The sequence below is a fragment of the Streptosporangium sp. NPDC051023 genome (assembly GCF_040689595.1).
In the GTDB taxonomy this organism is placed as follows: Bacteria; Actinomycetota; Actinomycetes; order Streptosporangiales; family Streptosporangiaceae; genus Streptosporangium.
Genome location: NZ_JBFBCE010000077.1, coordinates 1 through 12,680, shown reverse-complemented (window position 1 = coordinate 12,680; position 12,680 = coordinate 1). Strand labels below are relative to the sequence as shown.

Here is a 12,680-nt window from a genome sequence, read left to right as displayed (position 1 = left end):
TCATTTCCTCACTGCCCCGCTCTCGGGACGTGATCGGTGCGGGCGGGGGGCGCCCAGCGGCGATCTGCGAGCACAGGAAAGTCCGCCCGGACGATGTCGACCAGGGCGGGATCCGCATCACAGAAGGTGATTCCCTCCTTTTCGCCGGCCTCGACGAGGACGGTCCCCCAGGGATCCACGACGCGGCTGTGACCTCCCAGTTCGACGCCACCCTCCTGAATGCCGACCGCGTTGCACGCGATGAGCAGCACCTGCTCCTCGACGGCGCGGCAGGCCGTGAACAATCTCCAGTGCTCGAGGCGGGCAGCCGGCCAGGCGGCCGGCACGATGACGGACTTGGCGCCGAGATCCACCAAGGAACGCCACAGTTCCGGGAAGCGCAGGTCGTAGCAGGTGGTAACGCCGAGTGAACCGAGTCTGGTGTCGGCGGCTTCGAGGGCGTCCCCTGGGGTGAGGAGCTCCCTCTCGCGGGATGCGTGACCGAAGACGTGCACCTTGCGATAGGTGTGCACTATCTCCCCGTCCGGAGCGATCAGTACGGCCGTGTTGTAAAGGCGCCCGTGCGGATCACGCTCCACGATGCTGCCGAGGTGCACGTGGGCGTCGAGCTCCCTGGCCCATCCCCGGGCGGCCGTGACGGTGGGACCATCCAGTGTCTCGGCCTGCTCGGCATAGGTGTCGAACGCGAAGTAGCCGACAGCCCACAGCTCGGGCAGCACGACCAGGTCGGCTCCACGCGCTGCGGTGAGCATCCGGCCGACCCGGGATCGTCGCGCGCTCGGGGATTCCTCTCGCGGGCTGGCGACCTGGAGCATCGCGATCTTCATAGGAGTCCCTCCGCGGACAGTCCACCGGTCCGGTCAGGCATGTCGGGCACCTGAACAGCCGCCGGTGTGCTGGACAGATGGGCTGCAACCGCCTGCCCCACCTGTTCCGCCTCACCGGCCGGCACAGGATTGCCTGCGTGTCGCACGATCGCTTCGGCCACCGATAGGCCATGCCCTGCGCCGACCCCGGCCCGCGAGTTCATCCCCGCTTCACTCCTCATAGGCAACATGTATACAAGTGGTACAGCAGATCGGCAAGCGGCAATTCTGGGGTCGTGATCTTGCTTCGTTCCTCTGTTCGGGGTTGCTTGGGCGGTCGAGATTCGGACGCCCGCCTCTCGTGCGCCTCCGGAAGGGCGCCCTGGCTGGTCTGGCTGCTCAACGTCGTTTCGTATGCAATCCAAGATAAATCACCCCTTGACAGTGCACTTTCTCGCCCTACTCTGTCCAATATGCATACAATCTCGCATCATGCAAGCGGACATGAGACTCCGACCGCATCCACTTCAAGGCTTCGCGTGCACGATGTCGGGCTCGACACCGACGAGCTCGGCACACTGACCGTGGAGGGCCAGTCGGTCGCCGAGCTGGTACAGCAGTACGGTGCACCGCTATGGATCATGTCGGCGCGTACGCTTCGTCATAATCTGGAGACGATCACTGGCGCCTTTCGGCAGCTCAATCCCCGCAACAGAATCGTCTACGCCAGCAAGGCCAACCCGGCTCCGGCTGTCATCTCCACGCTCGTACGACAAGGCGCCATGGTCGATGTCGCCAGCCTCGGACACGCGGTACTCGCCGAGCGAGCAGGTGTGGCCCCCGACCGCGTCGTCGCCAACGGCAACTGCAAGTCGCCCGCCTACCTGAGGTGGGCGATCGACGCGCAGGTCGCCATGGTGAACGTCGACTCTCTGGACGAGCTCGATCAGCTGATCTCCCTCTTGCGGCCGACCGATGGCGAGGTGAAGGTCGCCTTGCGCCTGGCGACCGACCTGGAACGCCACCATGACGACCAGAGCATGTTCACATCGGAGCTTGAGACGAAGTTCGGTCTGACTGACGCGGACGTGCTGCGCGCGGCCGACCTGATCGCGCAGACCTCTGGGATCCGTCTAGTCGGGCTTCATCATCACCTGGGCTTCACCGCCTACGACTCCGCCTACAACGCGGAGCTCGACATCCGACGCCGCAGGCGCGTCGTCGAGCAACTCGTTGCGATCGCGACCGAGCTACATCGCTCTCGGGGCATCACCCTCGAGGTCTTCAACTACGGCGGCGGGTATCGCGTCAAGACAGACACCGGGTACGGCCCCGGAGCCGTACGCAGCCTGCCGGAGATCGACGCGGTAGCCGACGCCACGGCCGGTTACACGGCACGCCTGCTCGCCGAGGCCGGTCTGCCCGAGGTTGAGATCTGGGCCGAGCCCGGCGGTTACATCGTCTCCAACGCTGCGGTGTTCGTCGCACGCGTGGGCGTGCGTAAATCGGCTTACGTCCGAGATGAGCAGCGGCAATGGCTTTTCCTCGAGGACACGTCCGCCTACCACTTCGTCAGACGTCTCATGGTGGACGTCTACCATCCCGCGGTCGCCGCGACCAAGATGACGGAGCCCTGCACCGAACGCGTACACATCGCCGGCGCCACGTGCGCGCCGGATGAGGTAACTCCTCCCGTCGCGATGCCGACGCTCACTCACGGTGATTTGATCGCCCTGCTCGACCAAGGCGCATACTGCGAATCCGTGTCCACGGAATACTGCGCCCTGCCGCTGCCGCCCACCGTGATGGTGGACGGGCACACGACACACGTGATTCGTCGGCGACGCACGGTCGAGGACATCGCCACGGGATATCTCCTCCCCGACGGTCCGCCCGCTGAAGTCGCGAGCGGCAGGTAGCGCGCCGGTGACACCCCAGACAGGGCATCGCCTATGGCTGCTCGCCCAGCGAGCACAACGAATAGCGCAGATGGAACTTCCCGAACCAGTCCTCACCGCAGCCACATCGGTGCTGCTCAACGATCTGTCCTGTGCAATGCTCGCAAGCGGTCCAGTGGTCGACAAGGCGACGGTCCTTGTGAGTATGAGCGGCACCCGCAGACGAAACGCAGCCACCCCGCTCGGCACCCGGGCGAAGCACGATCCGAGTGACGCGGCGTTCTTGGGAGGGGTACGCACTCACGCCCTCGCGCTGGACTCCACGCATTACCCATCACAAGCCCATTTGGGAAGCGCCATTCTTCCGGCACTCTTGGCCACGGCCGAGGAGAGTGGAATCACGGGAAGCGCGCTTGTGTCGGCGCTCGTCGCCGGTTGGGAGACAGCCGCTCTGGTGGGAGAGGCCTTCGTATCCGGCGTCATGGCCAGAGGGCTGCGTGCCTCAGCCGCGTTCGGCGGGATTGGATCGGCTACCTCCGCAGCTGTGGCAGCAGGCCTGGATACGCAAGGCATAGCGAATGCAATCGCGCTGTCAGTCAACTTCTCAGCAGGCCTGAGCAGAACTTTTGTGGACGGGTCCGATGACTGGTCAATCCAACTCGGGCTGTCCGCACAGGCGGGAGTCCGCGCAGTCCAACTGGTGCGTGCCGGTTTCCAAGGAGCCGCTGGCACCTTCCACGACGATGCCCTCCCCCTTCTATGGCATGACGACGCTCGGCGAGGTGACCACGTCACCGCGGCACATCGGCTCGACCACGAATTGGAGCCGGACTCGTGCGTCAAGTGGCGCATCATCGACACCGTCTACAAGTGGTACTCGGCCTGCAACATCCTGCAGGCGCCGATCGCGCTTGCCGTTGGCTTCGTTCCGAAGCTGGCAGCGGACCCCGCTTCGATCAAGGAGATCCGGTGCTTCCTCAACCCGGAAGACTGGGCCTACCCCGGGATTTGCAATGCCAGGCCGCAAACCCTCTCCGGCGCACTCATGAGTGCCGCGTACTGTGTCGCAACAACGCTGACGCACGGTGAGCTGGACCTCGATCTCCTGCACCAACCTCACAACGATGCCCAGGCGGCACACCTCAGTGAACGCGTGCGCATCATCGCCGATCCGAAACTGCCCCCGCTCGCCGCCCGCCTTGAGGTAACCCTCGCCAACGATCGCACGCTGTCCAACACACTTGTCCCCACCGACGACACGTTCGCATTCACGTGGGGCCGGCTCTCTGATATTTGCGCTGATCGACTCAAGGCCGCAGGCCACCCCCCATCCCAGTTCGGCACGCTGGCCTCAACAGTGGCATCTGTGACGACACTGCAAGAAGCCACCCCCTTGATAGCCGCGGCATGCCTCTGACCAGGACGACAAACGTAGTTCAGAGATGCTGTGCGGCTCGACGAGATCGCTATCGTGATTCCGAGCTCATGAGACGATGGAGATCGGGGCCCACCATGCGCAGGAACAACCCTTCGGCCGCCACCGACAGTCTCACTGTCGTCGACACGATCGCCGCCGAACTGAGAGCGGACATCCGCAACGGAGTTCTGCGCCCAGGCGATCCCATTCGTCAGGACGTCATCGCGAAGCGGCATGGCACAAGTCGCATTCCCGTCCGTGAAGCGTTGCGGGAACTTTCCAGCGAGGGGCGAGTCATCATCCGGCCCAACGCCGGCGCACGCGTGGCGGAGCTCAACCTGGCCGATCTACGAGAGGTCTACCTCCTGCGTGAGCGACTCGAACCGTTTGCAGCCGGAATAGCGGTATCCCGATTGGACGAGCAAGCCATCGCCAAGATCGCCCATGTTCTCGAGGACCTCACTGCCATGCGCACGGGCGACGCACGCTTTCATGAGCTTGACCTAGAGTTTCACCATCTGATCTACCAAGCCTGCGACATGCCGAGGCTTGTCCGGATGATCGAATCTCTGTGGGAGACCAGCCAGCAGTACCGCAACGTCTACTCCTGGCTTCCAGGAGAGCAGCGGCTGGAAGTGTCTCACCTTGAACATCAGTTGATCCTGGATGCGATCCGCCGGTCCTCACCCGAAGACGTATCAGCGCTGGTCGCCCTGCACATCAGGCGGACCAGACTCACCTTCGAATCGATGCCCCAACTGCTGCCCCAGGACGGAGGATAGTTCGCGGCAGAACTGCTTCCAGGTCCGCGCCGCGGCCGGGTGGCCAGCCCTGCCCACTCGATTCCTTCGTGCCTCGGCAGGCTCGTTGGCAGGGCTGGCCACCCGTACCAGCGCTAGGTCGACCATGGCGACTCCGAGAGGTCGACCGCGCTGCTCACCGCACCAAGCGCGCGGAGGGTACTGGACAGGTGGTCAGTCAACGCATCGGCAGCGTTCCGGGGATTCCCGGACCGGAGCGCGTCCACAATGGCCCCGTGTTCGGCGATCACCATCTCGGCACGGTCCTTGCTTGCACCAACGGCCCTGAGCCCCATGCGTACCTGCCGGTCGCGCAGGGACTCATAGAACTCCTGTAGCAGGGGATTTCCGGCATGACGCACGATCGTGCGGTGGAAGGCACGGTCGCAGTCGATGAACGCGCCCGGGTCGTCCAGAAGTTGGCGCTGAGCGTCCAGGAGGCGCTCCAGGACAGCGAGGAGTTCCGGACTTGCCGGGCTCACCTGACGAATACACCAGGATTCAACCAGTTCACGTGCCTGCATCGCCGCCTGCATGTCGGCGTCGGAGATCGGTGGAACGAAAGCGCCCTTCTTCGGCACGATCTGCAATAGCCCCTCTGCCTCAAGGCGGAGCAGCGCCTCTCGGGCCGGTGTGCGTGATGTGCCTGCGGCCTCGGCGATGGCTCCCTCGGTCAGGAACGTCCCTTCGTCTCGCGGTATCCCGCCGATGTGCTCTTTGATCCAGTTGTAGGTCACGTCTTGCGCTGACGCTGAATCTTTCGGGGACTGTCGACTTCTCATGAACATGATGTATACATGTGCCCTATCACCCATGCAAGACCCGGGGAGTCAACGGTCCAGCCGCACCTCGGACATTGAGGTGCGCAGAAGGGCAACCATGAATGCCTCACACAACCACACACCCGCATCCCCCACAGATCCCGCCAACAGCCTGCGCGCAAGCCTTAGCCAACGGCAGATGGGCATGATCGCAATCGGCGGAGTCATCGGCGCAGGATTGTTCGTCGGTAGCGGCAGCGCCATCAACTCCGCAGGGCCCGGAATCATCGTCGGCTACCTCGCCGTTGGTGGCCTGGTCGTCCTCATGATGCGCATGCTGGCCGAGCTGGCCGTAGCCTCACCGGACTCCGGTTCGTTCTCGACGTACGCCACACGAGAAATCGGCGCGTGGGCCGGGCTCGCCATCGGCTGGCTCTACGCCTACATGTGGGCTGTCATGGTGGGATTCGAAGCCGTGGCGGCTGCGGCGATCGCACACCGCACCCTACCAGGGGTGCCGGAATGGGCCGCCGCTCTGACGTTCGTGATCGTCTTCACCGCCGTAAACCTCGCTACGGTACGGGCCTTCGGCCGGATGGAGTTCTGGTTCGCATCGGTAAAAGTCCTGGCGATCACGCTGTTTCTCATCATCGGGACGGCAGCGGTGCTGGGATGGATCCCCGGCCATGACGCTCCAGGACTGGCCAATCTCACCGGCAACGGCGGGTTCTTCCCCCACGGCATCGGCGCCGTGATGCTGGCCATGCTGGCGGTGGTTTTCTCATTCTTCGGTACCGAGGTCGTGACGGTCGCCGTCGGCGAGGCCGTGGCGCCGCGGCAAGCGGTCGCCCTCGCCATGCGCACCGTGGTGGTGCGGATTCTGATCTTCTACATCGGATCAATGGCGCTGATCGTGACGCTGCTTCCCTCCGACTCCGCTGAGGTCACGCGCAGCCCGTTCGTCGCAGTCCTGGATCACTTGGGTGTCCCACTGGCGCCGCAAATCATGGATGCTGTCGTCTTCACCGCCCTGCTGTCCTGCCTCAACTCCGGCATCTACAGCGCCTCGCGCATGGTGTTCGCTCTGGCGCGTCGAGGCGAGGCCCCGAGGCCGTTCACCAGGCTCAACCGCCGCGGTGTGCCAGTGGCCGCCGTGCTGGCGGCGTCTGTCGGAGGATTCGCCACGGTGGCAGCGAACTTCTTCCTGCCATCCGAGATCTTGTTCACGTTCTTGCTGGACTCGACCGGAGCACTGGCGCTGGTGGTCTATTTCGCCATTGCGATCACGCAACTGCGTGGACGCACGCGAGCGCAGAGAGAAGGACGGGAGGCGGAACTGCCCGTGCGGATGTGGGGGTTCCCCTACATGACCTGGCTGGTGCTCATCGCTCTGGCAGCCATCCTTGTGGGTCTTGCCCTGGCACCGTCAACCCGTCACTCTACGCAGCTGTCATTGGCCGTGACGGTAATCGCCGTCATCGCCGGTGTTGCGACCGCTCGTCGACGGCGCAATAGCGCGGCACATCGCGTGTCTCCCTTCGAAACTCCAACCCCGACGGAGGCTAGGTCCGGCATGGAATAGCCAAAGCGGTACGCCCATCTAACAAGGACGTGTGACCTCAACCACCGTGTACGCCGCCCGTCGCCGTGCGCGCTGAATCACAGCAGGTCAGCGCGTACGGCCCCGCTGTTTTGGGGCTGGGAAATCCTCGGGAGTCGCGGGCCGTGCCACGTCGAGCGGGCGCGGCTGGCGTCAGTCAGCCCGCAGGAGGGTGTGCAACTCGGCGGTTTCGAGAATGTGAGCCCGTGAGGGAAAGACCTGATGGAGCAGGACCTCGTGCGCTTCGGGGTTGGGGTCGGCGATGCCGTCGGCCAGGACGTAGAGCCGGTAGTCGCGGTCGGCCGCGTCGAGGACGGTGGACAGGACGACGCCGCTGGTACTGATGCCCGCGATGATCAGAGTGGTGATGCCGTGTTCGCGCAGCCGCTGATCGAGGTCAGTGGTGGATAGGCCTCCGTAACGGATCTTACGCACGATGATGTCCCCGTCCCGGGGAGCGAGACGTTCGTGGATAGCGGTGTCAAGGTCTGCGTGGTGCATGAGACGGTGCTGGGCGATCGGTGCGAAAGACCTGTTGGTGGGCGGGATTGCCGCCCAATCGGCCTCGGTGAAGCCGACCCGAACATAGGCGACGGTACCGCCCCTGGCGCGAACGTTGGCGATTACCTTTTCCATACGTCCCAGCAGAGCTTCACTGTCGCTTTCAGGTAGCAGCGCGAGGATCGCGGGCTGATAGTCCATGACGAGCAGGGCGGTGTGTGCGGGATCGAGCGCGGGGGCGGTGCTCATACGATTGTTTGCCTTTCCGATAGTACCTGGTCGACGTTCTTGAGCTGGGGCGTGCGGTCGTGTCGAGGGAGGAGGAGCGAGGTCGTCAGGAGGAGGAGACCGGCGATCGCGATCGCGGTGCGGGGACTGGTGAGGCCGGCCAACAGGCCCCACACGCCGGTCATGGCCGCGATGGTGGCTTTACTGGTGATCGACCAGGCAGACAGCGTGCGGGCGACCCGGTCCGACGGGAGCTGTTCGAGCCGGTAGGTAGCGAATACCGGGTTGAACACGCTCATGCAGGTGATCAGCCCGAGTTCGACGGCGATGACGAGGAAGAGCCCGGTGGGGCCGGGGCTGATGAAGGCCAATCCGAGTGGCCAGCACGCACGTAGCGTCCCGGCGGCGAGCATGACCTTGTGCTGTCCGAACCGTGTGAGGAGTGGGCGGGCCAGTCGCGAGCCGATGAGGCCGCCGATGCAGGGGAGGCCGAAGGCGAGGCCGTATTGCCAGGGTGCGAACCCGAGGTCGCCGAGCATGAGGACGGCGAGCAATGGCAAGGCTGCCATGATCAGGCCGTTGACCAGGACAGTGTTGAAGAACAATGGGCGCAGCGTCGGGCTGGCGAGGATGTACCGCCATCCCTCCAGCAGGTCGCCGGCTCCAGGCCGGGACGATGTGGCAGTTCGCGTGGGACGTGGCTCCTGCCCGCCGATGGCGCGAATCCCCGCGGCCGAGAGGAGGAAGCTGACCGCGTTAGCCGCCACGCTCATCACCGGGCCCACCAGCCCGATCGCGGCGGTACCGAGCGGCGGCCCGAGCGCGGTGGCGGTCCAGGTCGTGGCCTCGAACCGCCCGTTCGCAACGAGCAGATCCTCGGACCGGACGAGCGCCTTCAGACATGCTCCGCTCGCAGCGGTGAAGGCGATGTCGGCCGCGCCGACAACGACCGCCACAACCAGGAGTTGAGCGAAGCTCAGCCAGCCGAGCACGTAGGCGGAGGGAACGCTCATCAGCGCCGCGAACCGGATCAGGTCCATCGCGATCATCACCGGCCGTTTGCGCCGGAACTCCACCCACGGCCCGAGCGGCACCGCGACCACCGCCCCGACAGCGAGCCCCGCGGCGGCCAGAACCGACACCTCGGTAGGTCCTGCGTCCAGAGCGAGAATCGCGATCAGGGCGAACGCGTCGAACGCGAGCCATGTGCCGAACGTGCTGACCGCATATGCGGCCCAGAACCATCTGAACTGCCGCCCCAGCGACCTTCCCAACGCGCACCCCGCTATCTCTAGGAAACAACCACCCGTTGATTTGAGAGATCAAAGCGCGCAGCTAATAGGCAAGTCAAACAACCGGCTGACCGAAGGTACACAACTGTGAGTTGTGCACTAAGGTCGGCTGGTGTGGATCTCGATGCTGTGCGCACGTTCGTCGCCGTCGTAGACACCGGCCAGTTCCAGGACGCCGCCGCAGATCTGTCGATCACCCAGCAGGCCGTCTCCAAGCGCATCGCCGGGCTGGAGAAGAACCTCGCAGTGCGGCTGTTCACCCGCACTGCGCGCGGGGCCCGGCTCACCATCGACGGGCAGGCGTTCCTGCCCCACGCGCGCGAGCTGCTGCGCGTCGCCGAGCGCGCGGTCGCGTCTGTGCTCCCCGGCAGTCGTCCGCTGCGCGTCGACGTGATTGCCTCACGCACCGCGGCCTCGGGCCTGATGCGCGGCTTCCACCGTGTGCACCCCGAGATCGAGCTCGATGTGGTGATGCTGTTCGACGTTGAGACGGCCCTGTCAGCCATTCGGTCCGGTGCGATCGACGCGTCCTTCCGCGCCGTCGCCGTGCCTGGCCGGCCCCTTCCCGAGGACATCGAGTCCGTTCGGGTGCTCGACGAGCCGCTCCAACTCCTCACCGGGCCCGCTCACACGCTGGCCGGTGCCCGGTCGGTGACCGTCGCTCAGCTCGCCGGGCACCGGATCTGGATGCCCGGCATCGTCCCCGGTACCGAGTGGGCCGCCTACTACGACGATCTCGTCGCCGAGTTCGGCCTCACCATTGAGGCGACGGGCCCCAACTTCGGCTCCGACGCGCTCCTCGACACCATCGCCGACACCCCGGCCTTGGCCACTTTCATGGGCGAGCAGACCCGCCTGGTCTGGCCCGCTGACCACGGCCTGCGCCGTATCCCGGTGACCGACCCGACGCCCGTTTACCCGCACTCACTTCTGTGGCGCCGCGACAACCCCCACCCAGCGCTGGCCATCCTCCACGCCCACCTCGCCGCCACGGTGGCCAGCCACGACGCCGCCGGGACCTGGGCGCCGGGCTGGGCGATTCAGCGCTGAAACGCCGCCGCGTCAGCGATTATCGTGGCCGGATCGACGGGCGGTGGCTCAGGGCAGGCGTGGCCATCGACACACTCCGGCCTGGGTGCGTCATGGACGCGAGTGAATCCTCTGGCCGCTGGCGACTCGGCTAGCGGCCCCTCCGGAGAGGGGCCGCAGAACGGTCCTGGGTGACGGGATCTCGTTACGCGATGGCGGAGCGGGTACACCTCCGTCAATGCGGGGCCAAGAGGTCGAGGTCAGAGTTCGTCGCGTGAGGGGTTGGGGTGGTTCCAGCCGGCGTTGAAGGTGTGCAGGACCCGTACACATGTGCGCCACGAGACGCTATTTATCCATAACAGAGGTAAGGGACCGCCTCGAAGTGCGGCAGGTGATGATCCCGAAAGCGAGCGGGAAGCTCCACAAGCTCGGGATTCCCATGGTCACCGACCGGGTGGGTCCAGGCCAGCCTCAAGTCCGTGCTGGAACCCATTCTGTCCCGCTAGTTCAGTGCGCTGACCTGGGCTAATGCAATCGCGTTTATCTGGTTGCACGAGTCTTAGCGACACCCCGTTATCTCGATCACTCTCCTTCCGACTGGTGGTGGCGGGCTGGACCGGTTACGGTCGCGCCCGCAACGTGAGGGGGGCGAAGGCGTGTCCGGCCCACAACTCACGGGAGGTCTCCTCTGGATATGCCGTTATGTCCGGCTCGATGTCGATGACCCAGGTATGCCTGTTTTGCGGCTCATATGCCGGCCAGCCCGGATTCCCGGTCGTGGCGAAGGCGATCCATGCCGCGCGGACCCGGGCCGACAGCTCGGCCGCGGCTGCTGGTGGCTCCTGTCCGAGCAGCAGTCCTGCCGCTCCAACGGTCAGGTTGCCGAACGTCAGCGGCAGGCCGAGCCCGTGGCAGGCGCCGAGGGCATCGCCGCCCATGCCGGGGGCCGGCCAGGTCAGCTCGTACAGGTGGGCCCGGCCGTGCCTTTGGTGGGTCTCGGCCAGCCGGACGGAAGGCATCCGGAACATCCAGTCGGAGTGCACCAGCTCGTACAGCCGCTCTTCGTTGGCCCCGGGGTAGGCGGCCCGGTAGGCCTCCGGGTCTGGGGCGAGCTCCCGCAGCGCGGCGGCCGCCTGCTCGGCGGTGATCTGGCCGGTGTCGCCCCTGATGGCCATGAACAGCCGATACTCGTCGCGGGTGTGCCCCACGATCAGTTCCACATCGCGCGCGGCCCCGTCCGCCAGTGACCGCCATGGCACCGCGGGCAGCACCTCGCCGTCCACGACCGGCGCGAACGGCGTCTGGACGTACGCGGCCTGGCCCCACTGCGGGCAGTCGCCCATCTTGTTCGCCACCGCGTCCCCGGCGTCGATCAGCCGCTCCGGAGACAGGCGGGCGAGTTCGCCCGCGAGCGGGGCCAGGCCCAGCTCACCGGCTAGGGCGGCGGCGATGTCGGCGGCCAGTTCAGCGGAGAAGAACAGGCCTGGCACGCTCTGCGCAATCGCCCTGCGGAACAGACCGGCGGCTCTGGGCATCGCCATCAGCGCCGCGATGCTCCCGGCTCCGGCGGACTCCCCGAAAACGGTGACCCGGTCTGGATCTCCGCCGAAAGCCGCGATGTTGTCGTGCACCCAACGGAGGGCGGCTACCTGGTCCAGTAACCCGCGGTTGGCCGATGCCCCCTGGAAGTGTCCGAAGCCCTCGGCGGAGACCCGGTAGTTGAAGGTGACCACGATGACGCCGTCCCGGGCGAGCATGCGGCCGTCGAAGATCGGGTCACCGGACCACCCGTACATGTAACCCCCGCCATGGATCCACACCATCACCGGCAGCCGGGCGGCACCCAGGTCGGGGGACCAGACATTGACGGTCAACCAGTTGCCGTCCGTGCCGTCCGCACTGGACGCGCCCAGCACTCTGGACTGCGGCGGTGGCGGACCGAACGCGCCAGCCTCGCGTACCCCGTCCCACGGCTCGGACGGTACCGGTGCGGCCAGTCGCAGGGCGCCCACCGGCGGGCGTGCGAATGGCACACCGTAAAAGACGGTCACGCCATCCTGCAGCCGCCCGCGCAGCCTTCCTGTGGTCACCCGGACCTCCGGGTCTGCGGATCCGGTGGCGCTCATGGCACACTCCTCTTCCGGGGGTGTCGGCTCCTGTAGCAGGTGCGCCATCTTCGCCCAAATCGCGGGCTCGCCGCACCTCGATATTGAGCGGGCCGGAGTACGGGTTGAGGAGCGGCGGAACAGCCGTTACTGATCTTGAAAAGCTGGGGTTACGACAGTTCGAAGGTCAGGCCGGTCTCGGCGACGAAGCCGTTCAGCAGCGTCGGCCGGTACTGCATCCGC

At 65.7% G+C, this 12,680-nt stretch carries 10 protein-coding genes; 5 read left to right on the top strand and 5 right to left on the bottom strand.

The features are described 5' to 3' along the window. Nucleotides 1–8 precede the first annotated feature (8 nt). Nucleotides 9–827 carry a carbon-nitrogen family hydrolase gene (locus tag AB0395_RS36380; protein WP_366288904.1) on the bottom strand — a complete coding sequence of 273 codons (819 nt, stop codon included), beginning with the start codon at nucleotides 825–827 and terminating at the stop codon, nucleotides 9–11. A gap of 518 nt (nucleotides 828–1,345) precedes the next feature. Between AB0395_RS36380 and AB0395_RS36375 the strand changes: the two genes are divergently transcribed. The 3 genes from AB0395_RS36375 to AB0395_RS36365 all read left to right on the top strand — a co-directional run bounded on the left by AB0395_RS36375 (nucleotide 1,346) and on the right by AB0395_RS36365 (nucleotide 4,903). After that, nucleotides 1,346–2,725, top strand: a complete 1,380-nt coding sequence (locus AB0395_RS36375; protein WP_366288901.1) for an alanine racemase — start codon at nucleotides 1,346–1,348, stop codon at nucleotides 2,723–2,725. A gap of 7 nt (nucleotides 2,726–2,732) precedes the next feature. Beyond that, nucleotides 2,733–4,121, top strand: a complete 1,389-nt coding sequence (locus AB0395_RS36370) for an MmgE/PrpD family protein (RefSeq protein WP_366288898.1) — start codon at nucleotides 2,733–2,735, stop codon at nucleotides 4,119–4,121. Between the two features lie 95 nt (nucleotides 4,122–4,216). Beyond that, nucleotides 4,217–4,903, top strand: a complete 687-nt coding sequence (locus AB0395_RS36365) for a GntR family transcriptional regulator (protein WP_366288896.1) — start codon at nucleotides 4,217–4,219, stop codon at nucleotides 4,901–4,903. Between the two features lie 113 nt (nucleotides 4,904–5,016). On the opposite strand, the gene AB0395_RS36360 is transcribed toward AB0395_RS36365, so the two are convergent. Further along, nucleotides 5,017–5,658 (bottom strand): GntR family transcriptional regulator, encoded by a 642-nt coding sequence (locus AB0395_RS36360; RefSeq protein ID WP_366288894.1) that lies wholly within the window; start codon nucleotides 5,656–5,658, stop codon nucleotides 5,017–5,019. Nucleotides 5,659–5,701: 43 nt separating this feature from the next. On the opposite strand from AB0395_RS36360, the gene AB0395_RS36355 reads away from it, so the two are divergent. Further along, nucleotides 5,702–7,264: an amino acid permease gene (locus AB0395_RS36355; RefSeq protein ID WP_366288891.1), complete on the top strand. Its 1,563-nt coding sequence runs from the start codon at nucleotides 5,702–5,704 to the stop codon at nucleotides 7,262–7,264. Nucleotides 7,265–7,435: 171 nt separating this feature from the next. Here AB0395_RS36355 and AB0395_RS36350 read toward each other — a convergent pair whose 3' ends face one another. Both AB0395_RS36350 and AB0395_RS36345 read right to left on the bottom strand, forming a co-directional pair. Next, nucleotides 7,436–8,032 carry a cysteine hydrolase gene (locus AB0395_RS36350; RefSeq protein WP_366288889.1) on the bottom strand — a complete coding sequence of 199 codons (597 nt, stop codon included), beginning with the start codon at nucleotides 8,030–8,032 and terminating at the stop codon, nucleotides 7,436–7,438. Continuing rightward, nucleotides 8,029–9,285, bottom strand: a complete 1,257-nt coding sequence (locus tag AB0395_RS36345) for an MFS transporter (protein WP_366288887.1) — start codon at nucleotides 9,283–9,285, stop codon at nucleotides 8,029–8,031. Before AB0395_RS36345 ends, AB0395_RS36350 begins: the two co-directional genes overlap by 4 nt. A gap of 132 nt (nucleotides 9,286–9,417) precedes the next feature. On the opposite strand from AB0395_RS36345, the gene AB0395_RS36340 reads away from it, so the two are divergent. After that, nucleotides 9,418–10,353: a LysR family transcriptional regulator gene (locus AB0395_RS36340; protein ID WP_366288885.1), complete on the top strand. Its 936-nt coding sequence runs from the start codon at nucleotides 9,418–9,420 to the stop codon at nucleotides 10,351–10,353. 599 nt (nucleotides 10,354–10,952) lie between these two features. Here AB0395_RS36340 and AB0395_RS36335 read toward each other — a convergent pair. Then, a complete protein-coding gene (locus AB0395_RS36335) occupies nucleotides 10,953–12,458 on the bottom strand; it encodes a carboxylesterase family protein (protein ID WP_366288883.1) in 1,506 nt (501 codons plus the stop codon). Nucleotides 12,459–12,680 lie beyond the last annotated feature (222 nt).